The following is a 19444-nucleotide window of genomic DNA, read 5'->3' as shown; positions in this document are numbered from 1 at the left end:
AAATTCAGTCTCGGTGAGGGCTTTGTTATGGAGTGGTTGCCGCCCGGTTTCCGGTCGCAGTCACTTCGTAACGCCGCGGCGGATTCCGGTCACAGAGCGCTTGAGAAGCTCCACGCCGGGCGCGCCGTCCCCGAGCCAGAGCCAGAAGGCGCTTCCGAGCAACGCGAGTTCGAACGCGACCAGCACCCACGCCTCGGGCCGCGCGAGGAAGATGACGAAGCGGCGCAGGTAGAACCACGTCTGGGCGAAGAAGCCGCCCATCGACGACTCGCTCCCGTGTGACAGCGGCCAGAGGAACGCCCGAATCACGTCGTAGTTCCCGAAGAAAAAGCCGTTGTACAGCAGGTCCGCGGGGATGTGCGAGAGGTAACCGAGGGCGAAGGCGACGCCGACCGTCGCCGCCCCGTAGCGCCGCGCGACGGCCACGACGACTATCGAGACCGGCACCGAGACGAGAATCGAGTGCGCCACCGAGATACCGCTCGGGAGGATGCCGAACGACCACGCCAGCGGCTTGTCGACGAGGTCGGGGAACTGCGTTCCGAACAGCACCGCCAGCGCGGCCCAGCCGTCGAGTCTTCGGCCGGTCACCCGCGCCCACAGCGAGACGAGGATGTAGCCGACGGCGGCGTGTTCCCACGGGAACATCAGCGGTCGCTCCCGGTCGGTCGGCCCGTCGTCGGGTCCGTGCTGGCGGTTCGTCGTCGCGGGGTGAGTGTGGGGATAGGCGTCTGAAACATCTGGTTTGTGGGGCGCGTCGGCGGTCGGCTTGGAGGACGTTCCGTTCGCGTCGAGTGCGGACTGCGTCCGTCCGCGGCGATGCGAACACGATGGGCGAAACGGCGCGCGAGCGCCCGGTCAGGGAACCCGAGTGCTCGTCCGGGTTTTGTTATGGCGACTGTAACGGCCGAAGGCCGGTCGTCGCGGCGGTGCGTCGCCGTCTCTTCGACCGACTGCGACGGGTAGACGCCGTATAACTACTCCCGCGGGGCGCGTGGAACTGCCAGAGAGTATGCGATACCTGTTCTTCACCAACACGCCCGCGCACGTTCACCTCTACAAGTACGCCGTCAGAGAGCTTCAGGCGATGGGTCACGACGTGCTCGTCCTCGGCCGCGACTACGGCTGTACCAAGGACCTCCTCGAGTACTACGACCTCCCGCACGAGATTTACGGCTCCTGCGGGACGACGAAGTACTCGCTTTTCAAGTCGCTCCCGTTCCACTACGTCAACATCTTCCGGGCCGTGCGGCGGTTCAAACCCGACCTCATCTTCGGGATGGGCGGCTACGCGGCCCACGCCGGAGCCGTCTCGCGGACGCCCGTGGTCCTTCTCCTCGACTCCGAGCCGACCTCGCTGGACCACGTCGTCTCCCGGCCGTTCGCCAAGGCGATTCTGACGCCGCACACCTTCGGGAAGGACCTCGCGGACAACCACTACCAGTTCCGCGGGTTCAAAGAGACGGCGTACCTCCACCCCGACGTGTACGAGCCTTCGGTGGACATCCGGGCCGAACTCGGCCTCGACCCAGACGAGCAGTTCGTCGTCGTCCGGTTCAACGCGTTCGGCTCGCACCACGACGTGGGCCACGGCGGATTCACGCCCGAGCGCCGCCGCGAACTCATCGAGATGCTGGGCGAGCGCGCGACCGTCTTCGTCCTCGACGAGAGCGAGGAGCGCCGCGACGGCGACCTCGACACCCGGCCGTTCGACTTCCACCCCGCGCTCGTCCACGACGTGCTCGCCGAGGCGAGCCTACTCGTCGCCGACACCCAGACCATGGTCACCGAGGCGGCGCTCCTCGGGACGCCCGCCATCCGGTCGAACTCCTTCGTCGGCGACGACGACATGGGCAACTTCGTCGAACTCGAACGGCAGGGGCTCATCTCCAACCTCAAGTCGTTCGACGACGTGATGGCCCGCGCCGAGGAACTCCTCGCCGACGACGGCGCGAAGGCCCGCTGGGCCGACAAGCGCGACGCGTTCCTCGCGGACAAGGTCAACCTCACCGACGTCATCGTCCAGGTGGCGCTGAACTACGGCTCCGTCGAGACGGTGGATTCGCTGACGCGACACACCGTCCCGGCGTAGTCGCCGTTGCGCCATAGCTGGCCTCACGCCACCGGCGGAATCAAAGCCTCACCCGCTGCTTCCGTCCGCTCCCGAAGACGGTCAATCGATCCATAACTAACCGCCGAACCGCCCAATTTTCGCGTATCGACCGGCGCTCGCGCCCGCCTCGACGCGTCCCGCGACTCGGAGTCGGAGTTCGAAACTCTCCGACCGCGACCCGCAGAACCAACCCATGAAGCCCAAGCAAACACTCCTCATCGTCGGCCCGAAAGGCACCGGCGGCATCGACCGATACATCACCGAACAGCGTCGCTACCTCGAAGACCGGATGGACGTGCGCGTCTACACGCGCTACACCGCGCCGAAGGGCGAGGGGCTCGAACTCGCCGCGCGGATGCTCCTCTCGTCGCTCGTCGCCGTCGCCCTGTTTCCCTTCCAGCGACGCCCGGACATCGTCCACGTCCACTCGTCGCACACCTACTCGTTCTACCGTGCGGCGTTCTTCGCCCTGTTTTCGAAGTACGTCTGGCGCGTCCCCGTCGTCATCCACATCCACGGCTCGTCGTTCGACGACTTCCTCGCCACCGACTCGCGGGTCGTCCGCCGACTCCAGTCGCTCGTCTTCGACGCCGTCGACGACGTGGTCGTCCTCTCGGAGTACTGGCGCGGCCTCGTCTCCCGGCTCGCCGGCGAGGAGAAGGTCCACGTCATGGCCAACGCCGTCGAACCCGCGGAGTACGACCCGACGTACCCGACCGACCCCGTTCATCTCGTCTTCGTCTCGAACCTCATCGAGCGCAAGGGCATCCGCGAATTCCTCGACGCCGTCGAGATACTCGAATCCACGCCCGGTCTTGACTTCGAGGTGAGCATCGGCGGCCGCGGCCCCCACGCCGACCGCGCCGAGGCGGTCGCCGCCGCCCACGACAACGTCTCGTACCTCGGCTTCCTCTCCGAGGAGGACAAGCGCGACCTCATCAGCCGCGGGACGGTGTTCGTCCTCCCGACCTACGCGGAGGGGCTTCCCATCGCCATGCTCGAAGGCATGGCCGGGGGCAACGCCATCGTGACCACGCCGGTCGGGAGCATCCCCGAGGTCATCACCGACGACCGCGGGATTCTCGTCGCGCCCGGCGACGCCGAGGAGCTGGCGCGGGCGCTCGCGCGACTCGTCTCAAACCCCGAGGAGGCCGTCCGTATGGGGCAGACGAACCGGGCGGTCATCGAAGAACGCTACTCGTGGCAGTCGAACGCGGACGAGTTGGTGGCGATGTACGCCTCGGCGGCGTAGCGCCGGAGTCTGTTTCTTTCGGGTGTTTTTCGCCGACCGTGGACTGTCCCGCAAGTCCCTTTCTCCGTGTCTGTGTACGCTATGGGACGAAGACGGGCACCGTCACCGAGGAGGCGTACGAGCGCCTCTGGGAGGTGAAACGGGACGACGCGAGCTTCACCGACGTCCTCCTTCGGATGACCGGCGGAGACAAGGACGTGATGAGGGACTCGGCTCGTGGAAGGAAAGCGGACCCCGCGACGGTCGATTACCGCGCCGCCGAGCGACCTCCCGAGGACGACTGAGGCGGCGACGCCTCTCATCCGTTCGGCCCTTTTGATATCGCCTGAAAACGAGCGACGTCGATTCGCTGTCCCGTGATTTTCGAACGAAAAATACTGACGAGCGGTTCGTCAGACCTCAGTCGGCCGGTTGCGGCGCGTCTTCGGCTTCCGTCGCACCCACGGCACCCTCACCGACGCCACGGCCTTCGCGGTCGATGTACTTGCGGACCCAGAGCTCGCCGGTGATGATGCCGGAGATGGCGCTCATGTGTTCGGCCTCGCCCGTGAGTTCCTCGCGCTGGAGGCGGCGAATCTCGTCGGCGTCGAAGTACGGGCGCTCGCACGCCGAGTCGAGCAGGTCGTCGACCCGCTCGCGGAGCGCGCGATTCGTCCGGTACCAGTCGCCGATGGTCGAGCGGCCGCCGTAGGTGTGGACGTCGCCGACGAGGCGCTCGCGGATGCGGTCGACGGAGGTGCCGACGACGAAGCCGGCGGCGTGTTGCCACATCGGGCGCGCCGGCGGGACCTTCGTCCGCTCGTAGGGGATGTCCGCGAGTCGGCTGTCGAGGCGGCGGACCAGTTCGACCTTCGGGTAGGCCGTCCCCGCGGGAATCTTCCCGTTGGTGAACGGAATCGAGCCGACGCGGTGCGACAGCGGCATCCGCGTCACGGCCCGGAGGAACTCGGTGTCGCTGAAGGGGACTCGGGTGCCGGCCTGACTCTCGGCGATGGGGTTGCTGGCGAAGTCGCACCGCGGGAAGTAGTTGCGGTAGTAGCAGTCCATCGCGGTGCTGTAGAGGTCCGGCTGGTCGCTCTTGCGAACCTCCTCGCGGTAGGTCGTCATCGGGTCGAATTCCGTCCGTAGGAGCCGGCGGGCGTCGTCAATGTCGATGCGGTGCTTCGCGCGGTAGAGGGCGGCTTCGGGGGATTTGCTTCCCTCGACGGCGGCCCGACCGATGCCGTCGCCCATCATTCCACCCTGTCCGCAGCCCTCGATGAGCACGTCGGGCATGTCCTCGATGTTGAACACGTTCGCGAGGTTGACGAACGTCGAGAGGCCGACCATCCCGCTGGTCAGTTGGACCGACGTGTCGAGCGACTCGACGAGCGCGTCCGACTCGACCGGCACGCGCCTGTTCTCGAGGCCGAGCACCTCCGAGACCTTCGCGGCGAGTTCGAGGTTGCTCCCGTTCGCGGGGTTCGAGTCGTAGGTGTAGGTGGTGAGGTCGTGGTAGCGGCTGAGTTCGCCCGCCATCGAGCGACTGTCGAGGCCGCCGGAGAGCCACAGGCCGATATCGCCGTCTATCGTGTCGGCCATGTCGGCGATGACGTCCTGATAGGCCGCGGTGAGGTCGTCGAGGTAGGAGTCGTCGGCGCTCTGTTCGAACGTGTGGTGCCAGTACGACTCGATTTCGGGGCCCGTGTCGGCCCGGTAGTCGAGGACGGACCCCGAGGGAAGGAAGTTCACGCCCTGCACGAGCGTCTTGTCGCCCCAGACGTGCCCGATCATGAGCAGGTCGCTGATGGCGCGCTCGTCTACCTGCGGGTCGTCGAGGAGGGTCGTCAGCGCGCCGACCTCGGTCCCGAAGGCGAACGGTTCGCCCGCGACGTAGAAGCACTGTCGCGTCCCGAGTTTGTCGCTGGCGAGCACGACGCGCTCCGCGTCGCCGTCGACGGCGACGACGAGGAAGGAGCCGTCGAGTTCTGGGAGGAGCGCGTGCGGGTCCTCGAACAGTCGGTCGAACAGCCCGTCGGCGTCGAGGTCGAGTTCGTCGAGGTTCGTCACCGCGCCGTATATCGCTCCCACGCGCGGACCGTCTTCCCAGACGGTACAGCCCTTGGGGTCCCGCGCGCCGTGGTGGAGCACCGAGACGCCGAAGCGGCCGGTCGAACGCGTCGCCGACTCGTACCAGTCTTCGTGGTGGAGTTCGGCCGCGCAGGCGTCGAGCGTCGCCGCGTTGAGCGCGCCGCCGACGAAGCCCGTCATCGACGGCCCTCGCGTTCGGTTCGCTCGGTGGTCTGTGGCGTGACTGCTGTGAGTGACATCGTTGCCCGATATCCGCGTGCGTCGGGTTTTGTTATCACGCGCCTATACGTCCGGGAGACGGAGTCGAGCGTCTCCACATCGGCCGAAATCGCGACTCGAATGTGTCCTCTCCCCGAGTCTCGACGCCGCATGGCTCCCCGGCGCGCCTCGGCCTCGTTCCCTCGGAGGCGGATGCTGAGAAACGCGCGGAAGAACGGTCATACCGTCCGTAGAGGCCGATTACACGCTCAATAACAAACTACGCTACTCGCCTTCTCTCACGGGATGACGCAACGTGATTCGCGGCTCACGAGAACACTCCTCCTCGTCGGATTTCTCGCGATAGCCGTCGGCATCCTCGTCGCTCGCGCGTCGCCGGCGCGCGCGTACGAGGTTTCAATCTACCAGTCGACCCCGACGGTCTTCTGGGTCGGCGTGGCGGTGGCGGTACTGACCTCGTTGGTCGTGGTCGTTCGCGCCCCGAACAGTCGGTTCGCGGCCGGCGGGGTGGCGCTGGCGGCCCTCGCGATAGCCGCGGTCTCCGCCCTCCCGCTCGTTCGAGAGTACCACTTCTACGGGTTCAACGACTCGCTGACGCACCTCGGCTGGGCGAAGTCGCTCGTCTCCGAGACGCTGACGCCGCTGGAAATCGTCTACCCGAGCGGCCACGTCTCCGCGGGGCTGTTCAGCGCCGCCCTCGGCGTCGAAATCACCACCGCGATGATGCTGGTGGTGTTTTTCGTCTCGGTCGTCTACCTCGTGTTCGTCCCGCTTCTCGTCTCGCTCGTCGTTCCCGACCGGCGGGCGGTCCTCATCGCCGTGTTCTCGGCGCTGTTGTTCCTGCCGGTGAACCTCAACGGGTTCAAGCTCATGTTCTTCCCCTACTCGCTGGCGTCGTTCCTCGGACTGGTGCTTCTGTACCTCTTCTTCAAGCACCAGTTCTCCGGCACCGACGCCGTCGAGAGCCGGTGGCGCGGCCACGTCACGCCCGTCTCCGTCCTGTTCGCCATCGGGACGGTCGCGCTGGTGTCGTACCACCTGCAGGTCGCCGTCAACTACCTCGTGTTGTTCGTCGTCGCCGCGGGCATCCAGCTCGTCCAGCGCTGGCGGACCCCGGACGCCGTCGCCGAACAGCGACCGGTGTACGGCCTGACCATCGTCTTCGCCGCGGCGTTCGTCTACTGGCTGACGCAGTACACGGTCGGCTTTTCCACCGGCGGCCTGTTCGTCGAGGGCGTGCTCGGAATCCTCTCGGGGAGTTCCGAGGCCGGTTCGGCCATCTCTCAGCGCACCGGCTCCGTGACTGCCGTCGGCGGCGGCATCCTCGACGTGTTCGTGAAGTTGTTCCTCGTGAACGCGGTGTACGCCCTGATAACCTTCGGCGTCTTCCTCGGCGTCCTGTTCGGGCGGTTTTCGCGGCTGTCGGCTCAGGGCCGGTCCATCCTGCGGACGCTGACGTTCAGCCTCGTCGTGCTGGTGCCGTACTTCTTCGCGCACCTCCTCGGGGTCATCTCGGAGACGAACTTCTTCTTCCGCCACGTCGGCTTCGCGATGATTATCGCGACTGTCGTCGGGAGCGTCGGGCTGTTCTACGCGTTCGAGTGGCTCGCGGGGACGAGCTACTGGTCGAAGTACGGGCGGGCGGTCAAGGCCGGCACGCCCGTCGCGACGGCGCTCGTCATCGGGCTCACGCTCATGGTGATGTTCCCCTCGCCGTACATCTACCTCCCCTCGAACCACGTCCCCGCTCAGCAGATGGGGGCGTACGACACCGCGTTCGAGATGTCCGACGAGGACATCCGGTACGTGGGCATCCGCGGGAACCCCGACCGCTTCGCCGAGGCGCTTCCCGAGCGAACCACGCCAGCGCTCGGCTTCACGACGCCGGACGAGGCACTCACCGACCTGCCGACCTACTACGACGGGCCGCGGTATCTGATGGTCTCGAAGACCGACTACGACCGCGAGGTGGTCGCGTACCGCGAACTCCGGTACTCCGGGTCGAACCTCACCGCGGTCCAGAACCAGCCGAACGTGAACCGCGTCATGTCGAACGGCGCGGCCGACCTCTACTACGTGTCCGGGTAGCGACACGGAGTCCGACGTTTCGTTTCTCGCCGCTGTAGCTGATGCCGTCGATTTCGTCGCTCCCGCCGGTGCCGCCGCTGTCTCTTTCGTTCGGTTGCTCGCCCGCTTCGAGCCGCGGGTCAGAAAAACGAGGGGAGGTGTCGACGACTCACCGGCTCAGAACGGCGGGCTGTAGTCCTCGTACTCCTCCATCTGGTCCATCTCGTCGGTCTTCGACGGCATCACGGCGGCCCGCGGGCCGCCCGCTTGCCGCACGGTCACTTCTGACACGTCGTCGAACTCGTCGGCGATGCGCTGCTTGATGGCCTTCATCGTCATCGGAGCGATGCCGCATCCGGAGCACGCGCCGCCGATTGCGATGGTGACCTCACCCGTCTCGTCGTTCACGTCTTCGATTTCGAAGTGCCCGCCGTGTTCCTGAATCTGCGGGACGTTGTTGCTCAGGTAGTTTCGGGTCCGTCGTTCGAGTGATTGCGCGCTCATATGCACTCGTTGCTTCGGCCCCATTTGTAATAAATCTGGTCTATTCGGGGCACCTAAATTCAAGGGAATTAGAGCCTGTAGTACAGTTTTAGGCAACACGAACAATCTAAACTCTGATTTTTATCATTTTCGTGTTCCCTAAAACTCCGCAGTTTTCAACTTCCGGTGCGACGCCGATAGCCCCGTACTCGTCGGTGTCCGTGGGCATTGCCGTACGGTGTCGGCCATCGACTCGGTTCTCTCGGTCACCGTTACCCACCTCCCGGCCATTCGTGGTTGTCCTCCGGTCAAACAGCGCCTAATTCCCGCGCCCGCGGGAGCCGCGGCCCCCGCGGAATCCAGTAGCGAGTCAATAATTAATCGCCTCGTGAGCCGATGTGTATCCGAGTGTTACCGTTCGTGAATACGCCGGGTCGCCGCCGTGACGGCGGCCCGAGAGGTGCCTTCGATGAGAGATAGGATTCGCTCGGTCGTCCGGACGATTCGCCGCCGGTTCGTCCCCGGTGACGACGACGGCGACCTCGCAGAGCGGACGGTGAAAAGCGGGATGTGGGTGTCGGCGATGAACGTCCTCGACCGGGTGCTGAAGGTCGTCATGTTCATCGTCCTCGCGCGACTGCTCGGCCCCGAGGCCATCGGGCTGATGGGCATCGCGCTGCTCACCATCTCGGCGCTTCTGAGCCTGACGAACCTCGGCATCGACGCCGCGCTCATCCAGCGCGTCGACGACAACGTGGACGAGTACCTGAACACGACGTTCACGCTCGAACTCCTCCGCGGCCTGCTGATGAGTTCGATTCTCTACTTCGCGGCCCCGTCGCTCGCCTCGCTGTTCGGCGAGCCCGCCGCGCGGGACCTCATCCGCGCCATCGCGCTGGTCCCGATTTTCCTCGCGCTGCGGAACCCCGCGATGGTCTACTTCAAGAAGGACCTCGCGTTCCACAAGGAGTTCGCCTACCGGGTCAGCGGCACGACGGCCTACGTCGTGGTCGCGCTCGGCTACGCCGCGGTCAGTCCGACGGTCTGGGCGCTCATCTTCGGCTACCTCGCCGACGCGAGCGTCCGGTCGGTCGTGACCTACTTCCTGCATCCGTACCGGCCGCGCCCCGCGTTGAACCGCGCGTACGCCGCCGAACTCATCGGCTACGGGAAGTGGGTCACGGGGTCGTCCATCGTCGAGTTCCTCTACGGGCAGGGCGACGACGCCGTCGTCGGCTGGCTCCTGACCGCGACCTCGCTCGGCTACTACCAACTCGCCTACCGCATCTCCAACGCGCCGGCGACCGAAATCGCCGTCGTCGTCTCCAGCGTGATGTTCTCGACCTACTCGAAGCTCCAGGAGGACCAACGCGCCCTCCGCGAGGCGTTCTTCAGTACCTTCCGGCTCACGGCGTTCGTCGCCCTGCCGATGTCGGTCGGCATCTACCTCGTCGCGCCCGCCTTCGTCGGCGCGTTCCTCGGCGAGGACTGGCTCCCGATGGTGCTCGCCATGCAGATTCTCGTCGCCTACGGGCTCTTTCGGACGCTCTTCGCGACGTTCAACCCCGTCTGGCGCGCCGTCGGCCGCCCCGACGTACAGACCAAACTGGGCTTCCTCCGAGTCGCGCTGCTCGCGATAGCCATCGTCCCCGCGACGAGCGCCTACGGTATCGAGGGGACCGCCCTCGCGGTCACGGGCATCCTCGCGTTCCCGATGGTCCCCCTCTACGCGCGCGAGATGAAGCGAACGCTCGGCACGACCTACCGCCGGTTCCTCCGTGAACTCTCGTACCCCGTCGCGGCCAGCGGCGCGATGGCGCTCGCGGTCCTCGCGGCGCAGAACCGCGTCGGGTCGCCGCTCGTCGAGTTCGCGCTCCTCGTCGCCATCGGCGTCGTCGCCTACGTCGTCAGCGCCGCGTCGCTCATGACGCTCTTCGACTGGCGGGTCAAACAGAACCTCCGGGAACTCGTCTCGGTGATGTCGAAGTGAGGGAGGCGTTCGGCCGACCCGACGGGCCCGACGAGTGGTCGATTCGACTGACTCTCATTGCTAGCTGAACCTTCGACGTGAATCAAACCTATCAGAACCCCGTCAAAAAATGTGGGTGCGGTGAAACGAACGCCCTCGCAAGGTTCGGTGGGAGCGTAATTACCAGTTCATAGATTGATTATCCAACGAGCAGAGACGTTTCACGGACCACGACTGACTCGGTACGGGATGCCGATTTGCTTCGTATAGTCTCGATTAAGCGGTTGTTTTACGGACGCAAACCGCCACCATATTCATATTTAGTTGATACCATTCTGTGAGAATATAAGGTGTGTCTTTGGAATGCAACTGGTAACTAACTGGCCTCCATCCGAATCAATCCCGTAAGTAATCGTAGCTAATTCGATTATACCCTGCAATAATGATTATCACCTTAACGAGGGCTTTCCTGAGATATGGTACGACTAAACGATGGAGACGACGACGAATCTGCCGCGGATTCGGACTCCATCCTCGAATCGCAACTCAACAGGCGGAATTACCTCAAACTCGGTGCGATGGCCGCATCGACTGCCCTCTCTGCCGGCGTCGCGTCGGCTGCGTCTGGACCAGAGGAGCGCTTCGGTATCCAATGGGACCGCGTCGTCAACGCGGTGGACGACCTTGGAATGGACCCCAACGGAAACGAACCGATAGACAACCAACTCGATTCCGCGTACGAAAGCGGGACGCTCATCGAATTCCCTCCGGGTGAGTATCTCGCCACCGAGACGCAGTACTGGAACGACGACGTCTCCCGCTTCGGGATGGTCGGCACCGGCAGTTCCCACAAGGACGTGCAGTTCGTCTTCCCGTCGGGCAACAACGGCGAGAAGTACCGGTTCCTCGAAATCACGAGCGGGGACCACCACGTCCTGAAGAACTTCTCCATCCAGCAGACCGACGACTCCACAACCACGGCGGACATCTGGATGATAAACGACGACGGCGGCCTCATCGAGGACGTCGAGTGGCTCGGTCGCACCCCCACCGACAACGACGCTCGCCGCCAGCTCCTCGCGTACGACTGTTCCTCCGTCGACGGCGTCAACGTCGCCCGTCGCGTCTACATGCGCGAGGGTGCCGAGCTTCCGGGCTACCCCGACGGCGTCGCGGGTATCCGCGTGCAGGGCGGCTCCGTCGGCGAGATTCGCCTCGTCGACTGCCACATCGAACAGCGCGGGTCGTCGTCGTTCCGCGCGACCCACACCCGCGGCGTCCTCCGCGTCGAGGGCGGGCTGTTCAAGAACAACGACAACACTAACATGCGCATCTCCGCGGGCGACCATCCGACCAAGACCTCGTGGATCAAGGGCGCGACCGTCATCATGGACGCGGACAACCTCAACGAGCACGCCCACGACGGCGACAGCCTCGACAGCCCCGAGGGTCTCCGCATCGACTCCACCGGCAACGGGTACGCGGGCGTCCTCATCGAGGACTGTGACTTCATCTTCAAGTCCTGTCCCACCTCGCGCGGCATCGTCTCGTCGCCGACGTGGGCCGGCCACGGCGGCTTCACTCTGCGCAACTGCCGCATCCAGAACGACACGTCGGTCCAGACGATTCACGCCGACTCGGTCGACACCGACACCGCGGACAAGCCGTGGGGCGTGAACCTCGAAAACGTCTCTATCACGGGCAGCACGCGGTCTCAGCCCGCCGGCGCGGCGGTCTGCATCGACAACGACCGCAACGGCTCGACCGTTCAGAACAGCTGTATCCACTTCCCGAACGGCGACGTGGACGGCGTCCTCGTCAACGACGCCACGAGCTGTGAGATTCTGGACTCGAACATCAACGTCTCCGGGCAGGCGACGGTGTTCAGCGGGGCCGACGTGGACACGAGCAACATCACGAGCAGCGACTCGTGTCCGCTCCCGAGCACCGACGGAAGCACCGGCGGCGACTCGTCGACGACGGACGACTCGACGGATTCGACGACGGACGACTCCACGACGGACGACTCCACGACCGAACCCCTCCCGAACGAGATTCGCCTCGTCGGCACGGGCACGACGACCCAGTACGAGTTCACGGTGACGGACTCGCTGCAGGCGTCGGACGGCACCATCGAGGAGTGGGACGACATCTCCAGCGGCACCGCGACCGGCTGGATTACGACCGAGGGCGTCGAGGACGCCTACACGTTCTCCGGCGACATCGACTCGTTCTCGTTCCTCGAAGGCGAGTGTGAAATTTACGTCAACGGCGAGCAGGTGACGGAGAGTACCGTCACGGACGCGACGACGGACGACTCCACCGATTCGAACACGGACGGTTCGACGGATTCGACCGACGACTCCACGACCGACTCCACCGACCTCTCGCACGAACTGCGCCTCGTCGGCACGGGAACCCAGACCCAGTACGAGTTCACCGTGAGCGACGCGCTCGAAGCCTCGGGCGACACCGTCGAACAGTGGGACACCATCGACGGCACCTCCGCCAGCGGCTGGATTACGACCGCGGGCGTCGAGGACACGTTCAACTTCGCGGGGAGCGTCACCTCCTTCAGTTTCGTCGAGGGCGAGGCCGAGATTTACGTCGACGGCGAGCAGGTGACCGAGAGCACGGTCACGGACGCGACGACGGACTCGTCGACCGACGGCTCCACCGATTCGAGCACGGACGACTCGACGGATTCGACGGACGACTCCACGACCGACTCCACCGACAGCCAGAACGAACTGCGCCTCGTCGGCACCGGCGTCGAGACGCAGTACGAAGTCACCGTCAGCGGCACGCTCGAAGCCTCGGGCGACACCGTCGAAGAGTGGGACGACGTGTCCGAAAGCTCCGCGACGGGCTGGGTGACCACCGACGGCGTCGACGACACGTACACCTTCACGGGTACGATTACGTCGCTGTCGTTCCTCCAGGGCGAGGCCGAGGTCTACGTCAACGGCACGCGGGTCGACCCCGCCGTGTTCTCCCTGCCGAACACCCTCGTCGTCGATGGCGACGGCACGGAGACGACGTACGAGTTCATGGTCTCGGGCGACATCCTGAACGACCCGCTCGTCGGGCCGATCGAGAGCGACGACAGCGTCACCAACGGCAAGGTGAAGGGCTCCGTCACGGACAACGTCGACGCCTTCCGGTTCTCGGGTGACATCAGGAAGATGAACCTGACCGGCGACGCGGCGCTGACGTTCGAAGACAACGACGGCTGAGAAAACAGCGGACTACGGCAGGAAAACGGCACGACAGCACACACGCGGCACACCGCTCGCGCGGTGACGCCGCAGACAACAGAGGTACCCACATTCGCATTTCGACGCGGTTTTTTCGATTTTCCACCCGACAGCTGAGCGGTGACCACGTTCAGGACGGAGCGACGGCCGCGCGAGCGCGAGTTACGCCGCGTCGTCGCCGGCGTCCGCGCCGTCGGTCGGTTCCTCGGTCACGGTGACCCAGACGTACGCCGAGCGGTACGCCGTCTCGGTGCTCGGCTCCGCCGGCGCGTCGCCCTCGTACAGGAAGTAGGTGAGCCGGAGGTCCTCGCCGGTCACCACCGGGGCGAACGTGTGGCGGGTCCGCCACGTCTCGCCGTCCGCGACGGTCTCCGTCCGCGACCCGAGCACCTGTCGCTCGACGACCGTCGTCTCGCCGTTCACCCGCTCGACGCGCTGGAGCTCGGCCACGAGCGTGTAGCTCGTCGCCTCGCCCTCGGCGTTCTCGATGGAGACGAACAGTTCGGTCTGCTCGCCGACCACCAGCGCTTCGGGGTAGTCGGCGGCGACGAACTCGCCGTCTGCGCCCTGCGTGAGAAGCGACAGGCTCGAATACGACTCGCCCGTCCCCGGCGCGACGAGCGCGTAGCTCAGGCTCGCGACGGCCAGGAGGATAGCGAAGGCGAGCGCGACGTTCAGAAGCGAGTCGATCCGCGAGGGCTGGTCGAACGACCGGACCACGTCGGCGTACCAGCGCCGAATCGGGACGTGGAACCGCTCCGATTCGGGCAGTCGCCGCCGGCGGGTTTCGCCGACCGCGAGGCCGACGACGATGACCGCAGACAGCGCGACGATGACGGGCGCGGTGTTCAGTCCGACGCCGGTCCAGAGGAGCGTCAACCCGACGACCGGCAGGAGCGCGACGCTCATCCCGAAGGCGAGCGCGAAGCGCTCCACGAGACTGAGGTTCGGTTGCCACTCGAACCGGCCGAACGACGGCCCCTCCACGGGCGCGTCCGACGACCCGGCGGGGAACAGCGCGAGCAACAGCGCGTAACCGGGGAGAAACAGCAGTACGGGGATTCCGACGAGCGCTTGGACGGTCGGAACGACGTCGAGCACCGCCACGAAACTACTCGCGACGACGACGACGAGTGCGAAGGGCACGTCCAGCGAGAGTTCGCCGAGCGCCCGGTTTATCCGCCCTTTGCTGTGTGATGTGGACCCCATTGTTGGATAGATGACCCGACTAGGCTGTTGTTATTGAGCGCCTCACCCACCTGTTCGGACCGGTACGAGGTGACTAACTCCCGGTCGGTTCGGACTCGTCGACGACGCCGTTCCGTTCTCGCGCGTCGGTTCTGCCGGTGTCCTCACGACGGGGTGCCCGCGGACCGTCTGCTTCCCCTCGCTCGAACGACGCGGACGGGTCAGCCGCGACCCGTAACCCCTCGTTTTCCCGACTGTCGAGGAGCATCGCGCCGGCGAGAGACGCGACCCCACCGAGTAGTCCGGCGGAGACGCCTCGACTCGGGCGCTTTCTCGACGCGACCGCACCCGCCAAGCGACCCGCTCCGGCGAGAACGCTCACGACGCCGAGCGCGTAGAGAACCGCCACCGGGTGAACGCCGCCGTCGAGGTACCGGACGCGGAGCCGCCAGAGGAAGTCCCTCAGCAGGAGGAACGACAGTCCGGGGACGAACGTCGAGTACCTGATGCCGCTTTCCTCGTCGCCGTAACGCGCGTGCATCGGCACGGTCGCGACGCGTTTTTCGGCGACGTTCAGGTGCACGAGCAGGTCGTTCAGGAAGCCGTACTGGTCGTACAGCCGGTCGAAATCTAACTCCGAGAGCGCGTCGGCCGAGATGGCCGTGTAGCCGTTCTGCGGGTCGCGAATGTGCCAGTAGCCGCTGGCGATGCGCGTCAGTCCGGACAGCAGGAGGTTGCCGAACAGCCGCCACGGCGGCATCCCCCGGCGGGTGTCTCGCGCCGCGAGTCGGTCGCCGACGGCGTAGTCGGCGTCTCCATCGACGACGGGGTCGATGATGGCGGGCATGATGTCCGGGTCCATCTGGCCGTCGCCGTCCATCACGACGATAACGTCCATGCCGTCGGCGAGCGCGCGCTCGTAGCCGGTCTTGACGGCCGCGCCGCGCCCGCGGTTGACCGGATGTCGAATCGGGACGACGCGCCTGTCGAGCGACGTGCCCCCGTCGGCCGCGGCGATGACCGGCGCGGCCGTTCGCTCGTTCGCGCGCGCGGCGTGCCGCCGAATCTCCTCCCACGTGCCGTCGGTCGAGCGGTCGTCGACCACGTAGGCGCGGTCGACGAACGCGGGGAGGGTGTCGACGACGCCGCCGACGAACCGCGCTTCGTTGTACGCGGGCACGACGACGCCGACGGCGTTACCGCGGTACATCGCCCCTCGCGTGGGACCCCTGTGTTGGACGCCGCGCGTCGGCCGGTCCGCCGCCGTGAGACGGCGCTCCCGGCGGCGACGAATCGAGTTGGAGAGTGCGTAGGAACATCGATACTTCGATCTGCTGATTGCACCGTTCGGGTCTTTGTTAGTCGTCAGCAACACGTATGTAAACCCGAATTTCAGGTGTTTGAGACGGTTAATGCGGGTGTCTAACCGCCACGAACGTGTGACTATCAGCACTCATGTCACGTTCGACGAGACTGTCAGAAAAATCAGTATTTCGGCGTATTCGGGTCGGCGCGTCGGGCGGGGAACGCGTCAGACGGTGTCTCGAACCGACTCCCAGTAGCTCGACGCCGTGACCACGTCCAGCCCGAGTTCGTCCACGTAGTCAATCGTCTCGGCGAACGCCGCCGGGCTGACAGCGCGCCCCCTCCCGGTCACGTCGTGGTACATGAGCACCGCGAGCTGGTTGTACTGGGCGGCGAAGTCGAGCGCCTTCTTCGCCTTCTGCACGTCGTCGCCGTCGGTCCGGCCGACGATTTGCGGGTCGGATACCGCGCCGGTCGGTCCCCCGACCGTCACGAACCCGAGGTAGTGGTAGTCGCTCGCGATGTCGAGCGCCGACTCGTTGTACCGGCCGTACGGCCAGATGATGAAGTCGGCCCCGCGTTCGAACCCGTTTTCGACGAGCCACGCCTTCGACTCCCTGATGCTCGCGCGCTGGTCGGCCGGCGAGAGGACGCGGAACGAGTCCGACTGCTGGGGGTGGCTCACCATGTCCCAGCCGGATTCGACCATCTCGTCCATCCCCGACCGTGGGATGCGGTGGCTCGACCCGACGGTCCACGGGATGACGCCGACGACGCCGGGGAAGCCGTGGGACTCCAGTATCGGATACGCCGTGTCGTACTGGCTCCGGGTGTTGTCGTCGAACGTTATCATCACCGACCCCGCGCCGGCCCGGGGTTTGGCCCGGAGCGAGTCGACGTAGAACCGCGCCGCAGTACCGCCGCCGGTGTACATCTGGATGCTTATCTCGGTGACGTTCGTCAGGTCCGGCGACCCGGTGACGCGCTGCGGCCCGAGGTCGAGGCGCTGCCAGCCGGCCTTCCAGATGTGGCGGCCGAGGAGTAGCGTGTTGTCGTAGTCGGGCGCGGCGAGGCGAACCGTGACGCCCTCGGTGTCGGGCGTTTCGAGGTTGACGGCCAGCGAGAGGTCAGCCTCGGAGAGGTCGATACCGTCCTCGAACGTCCGGTAAATCCACACCCGCTCGTCGTCCGGCGTCGCTTCGAGGCGGAGCGACTGCGACCCGCAGTAGACGACCTCTTCTTCGACGGCGTACCGCCCCGCGAACGTCCCCCAGAGACGCTCGTCCTCGAAGTCGTCGACGAGCCATCCGACGTCTCTGAACCGCTCTCGGCTGTTGAACGCGACCGCCAGCGGGTCGCCCCCCGCGTCGACGCTCGGGTCGTCGTATCTGAACCGTGGGGTCGGGACCGGCGGCTCGCTCGTCGCGGTCGCCTCGGGCGTTCCGCCCGGTTCTCCACCCCTCGCGACACAGCCGCTGAGTGCGGCGGCGCTCAGTCCGAGATATGAACGCCGTGACAGATTCATACAGACAACTGTCGCCACGGGTGTATAGTAATGCGACTCGTAATTTCCGTAGCCTCGGACTGACGGCCTCGGAGACGTTTGTTCTCCACCTCTCGTCCCGTCGTTTCGCCTCGGCCCCCTCTCGGTTCCGTCGCCGCCGACCCGTCCGAACTCCACGCCGCTCGCGCCGCCACCGGCGGTTACACACCGTTTACCAATCACCTTTCCCGCCCAACTGACGGGATACATGTTCAACCGACGTTGGTCCCTCTCTCTCCCGCTTTCATCTCGCCCTCCGAGGCGACTCGACGCCGACGCTCGACGGACGCTGGACAGTCACCGGGGACGCCCCGAGCGCACGGAGGTCCCCCGCCGGTGAAGCGCAGAACCTACCTGAAGACGCTCGGCGCGGTCGGCGTCGGTGCCGCGCTCGCCGGCTGTAACACGCCGGACGAGGAGACGCCGACCGAGACGCCGACGACCGAGGAGACGCCCACGCCCGAACCCGACGTCACCGCCCTCAACGCGGTCGAGGACCTCGGGATGGACCCGACGGGTCAAGAGCCGGTCGACGACATTCTCGACGAGACGTACGGCGACGACACGGCCATCGAGTTCCCGCCGGGCGACTACCTCATCACCCGCGAACACGACTGGGACCGCGGCGTCTCGAACTTCCAACTCGTCGGCCTCGGCGACTCCCACAAGGACGTGCAGTTCGTCTTCCCGCCGGCTGACCCCGGCGAGCAGTTCCGGATGCTCCGCATCACGAGCGGGACGGACCACGTCCTGAAGAACTTCTCCATCCAGCAGACCGACGACGACACCACGAGCGCCGATGTCTGGCTCGCCAACGACGACGGCGCGCTCATCGAGGACGTCGAGTGGCTCGGCCGCACCCCCACCGACAGCCACGCGCGCGACCAACTGCTCCTCTTCGACTGCACCTCGGTCGAGGGCGTCAACGTCATCCGCCGCGTCTACATGCGCGAGGGTGCGGCGCTTCCCGGCTATCCGAACGGCGTCGCCGGGATTCGCATCACCGAGCGGTCGGTCGGCGAGGTCAGGATGATAGACTGCCACATCGAACAGCGCGGGTCGTCGTCGTTCCGCGCGACCCACACCCGCGGCGTCCTCCGCGTCGAGGGCGGGCTGTTCAAGAACAACGACAACACCAACATGCGCATCTCCGCGGGCGACCATCCGACCAAGACCTCGTGGATCAAGGGCGCGACCGTCATCGTCGACGCCGACAATCTCAACGAACACGCCCGCGAGGGGGACAGACTCGACAGCCCCGAAGGGCTCCGCATCGACTCGACGGGCCACGGCTACACGGGCGTTCTCGTCGAGGACTGCGACTTCATCTTCCGGTCCAGTCCGTCCTCGCCGGGCATCATTACTGTCCCGACCTACGGGAGCCACGGCGGCTTCACTCTGCGCAACTGCCGCATCGTCAACGACACCGGCGTCCAGACCATCTACGCGGGACCGGTCGACACCGACATCGCGCGGGAACCGTGGGGGATGGTCCTCGAAAACGTCACTATCTCGGGGTCGTGCGAGAGCCAGCCCTACGGCTCGGCGGTCGTCGTCGACGAGAACCGAAACGGCTCCCGTATCGTCGATAGCTGTATCTACCTGCCGAACGGCCGGGTCGGCGGCGTGCTCGTCAACCGCGCGTCGGACTGTGCTATCCAGAACTCCAGCATCAACGTCAGCGGCCCGCCGACCCGGACCCGCGGCGTCGAACTCGTGCTCGACGACGTGTCCTACACCGCGACCTGCGCGTTCCGCGACGAGTGAGCGTACACAAACGCTGTGCTGGCACGGGTGGAACAGAGATGCGGTGACGCCTGTTGGAATAATTCGTTTTGACAGTTTGTTGTGACTGCGCAGATAATGCGTGTGTACTGATAGCTGATTCTTGATTCGGCTTATTGGGTTTAGACGAAATAGTTCGTTTTAACGAATTGCCACTAGACCAGATTTATTCGCTTCTGGTTGGCAACTGAGT

13 protein-coding genes are annotated in these 19444 nt (G+C 65.6%); 7 read left to right on the top strand and 6 right to left on the bottom strand.

The annotated features are described in order from the left end of the window. Positions 1-60 precede the first annotated feature (60 nt). Entirely contained in the window at positions 61-648 is a 588-nt protein-coding gene (locus AUR65_RS07050) for a metal-dependent hydrolase (RefSeq protein ID WP_058566170.1), read from the bottom strand. Positions 649-1012: 364 nt separating this feature from the next. Between AUR65_RS07050 and AUR65_RS07045 the strand changes: the two genes are divergently transcribed. The 3 genes from AUR65_RS07045 to AUR65_RS07035 all read left to right on the top strand — a co-directional run bounded on the left by AUR65_RS07045 (position 1013) and on the right by AUR65_RS07035 (position 3649). Further along, a complete protein-coding gene (locus AUR65_RS07045) occupies positions 1013-2092 on the top strand; it encodes a DUF354 domain-containing protein (RefSeq protein ID WP_058566169.1) in 1080 nt (359 codons plus the stop codon). A gap of 214 nt (positions 2093-2306) precedes the next feature. Next, on the top strand, positions 2307-3365 hold the full coding sequence (locus AUR65_RS07040) for a glycosyltransferase family 4 protein (protein WP_058566168.1): 1059 nt from the start codon (positions 2307-2309) through the stop codon (positions 3363-3365). A 38-nt stretch (positions 3366-3403) separates the two neighbouring features. Next, positions 3404-3649 carry an antitoxin VapB family protein gene (locus AUR65_RS07035; RefSeq protein ID WP_084816385.1) on the top strand — a complete coding sequence of 82 codons (246 nt, stop codon included), beginning with the start codon at positions 3404-3406 and terminating at the stop codon, positions 3647-3649. A 115-nt stretch (positions 3650-3764) separates the two neighbouring features. Here AUR65_RS07035 and AUR65_RS07030 read toward each other — a convergent pair whose 3' ends face one another. Then, positions 3765-5615, bottom strand: coding sequence for an asparagine synthase-related protein (locus tag AUR65_RS07030; RefSeq protein ID WP_058566167.1), 1851 nt, complete (start codon positions 5613-5615; stop codon positions 3765-3767). Between the two features lie 324 nt (positions 5616-5939). Between AUR65_RS07030 and AUR65_RS07025 the strand changes: the two genes are divergently transcribed. Further along, positions 5940-7742 (top strand): hypothetical protein, encoded by a 1803-nt coding sequence (locus AUR65_RS07025; protein WP_058566166.1) that lies wholly within the window; start codon positions 5940-5942, stop codon positions 7740-7742. 156 nt (positions 7743-7898) lie between these two features. Here AUR65_RS07025 and AUR65_RS07020 read toward each other — a convergent pair whose 3' ends face one another. Continuing rightward, positions 7899-8225 carry a NifU family protein gene (locus tag AUR65_RS07020; protein ID WP_058566165.1) on the bottom strand — a complete coding sequence of 109 codons (327 nt, stop codon included), beginning with the start codon at positions 8223-8225 and terminating at the stop codon, positions 7899-7901. Positions 8226-8673: 448 nt separating this feature from the next. Between AUR65_RS07020 and AUR65_RS07015 the strand changes: the two genes are divergently transcribed. Both AUR65_RS07015 and AUR65_RS07010 read left to right on the top strand, forming a co-directional pair. Next, positions 8674-10194, top strand: coding sequence for a lipopolysaccharide biosynthesis protein (locus tag AUR65_RS07015; protein WP_058566164.1), 1521 nt, complete (start codon positions 8674-8676; stop codon positions 10192-10194). 455 nt (positions 10195-10649) lie between these two features. Then, the gene (locus AUR65_RS07010) at positions 10650-13409 is read left to right on the top strand and encodes a hypothetical protein (RefSeq protein ID WP_058566163.1); all 2760 of its coding nucleotides are present in this window, start codon (positions 10650-10652) and stop codon (positions 13407-13409) included. Positions 13410-13592: 183 nt separating this feature from the next. On the opposite strand, the gene AUR65_RS07005 is transcribed toward AUR65_RS07010, so the two are convergent. The 3 genes from AUR65_RS07005 to AUR65_RS06990 form a co-directional block, all read right to left on the bottom strand. Next, on the bottom strand, positions 13593-14639 hold the full coding sequence (locus tag AUR65_RS07005) for a DUF1616 domain-containing protein (protein ID WP_084816384.1): 1047 nt from the start codon (positions 14637-14639) through the stop codon (positions 13593-13595). A gap of 73 nt (positions 14640-14712) precedes the next feature. After that, entirely contained in the window at positions 14713-15828 is a 1116-nt protein-coding gene (locus tag AUR65_RS07000) for a glycosyltransferase family 2 protein (RefSeq protein WP_058566161.1), read from the bottom strand. A 321-nt stretch (positions 15829-16149) separates the two neighbouring features. Next, on the bottom strand, positions 16150-17448 hold the full coding sequence (locus tag AUR65_RS06990; protein WP_058566160.1) for a polysaccharide deacetylase family protein: 1299 nt from the start codon (positions 17446-17448) through the stop codon (positions 16150-16152). A 354-nt stretch (positions 17449-17802) separates the two neighbouring features. Here AUR65_RS06990 and AUR65_RS06985 point away from each other — a divergent pair, with 354 nt between their 5' ends. After that, on the top strand, positions 17803-19233 hold the full coding sequence (locus AUR65_RS06985) for a twin-arginine translocation signal domain-containing protein (protein WP_058566159.1): 1431 nt from the start codon (positions 17803-17805) through the stop codon (positions 19231-19233). Positions 19234-19444 lie beyond the last annotated feature (211 nt).

The organism is Haloferax marisrubri, assembly GCF_001469875.2.
In the GTDB taxonomy this organism is placed as follows: domain Archaea; phylum Halobacteriota; class Halobacteria; order Halobacteriales; family Haloferacaceae; genus Haloferax; species Haloferax marisrubri.
The sequence above is the reverse complement of the archived record's forward strand: the minus strand, read 5'-3'. Positions and strand labels throughout refer to the sequence as shown.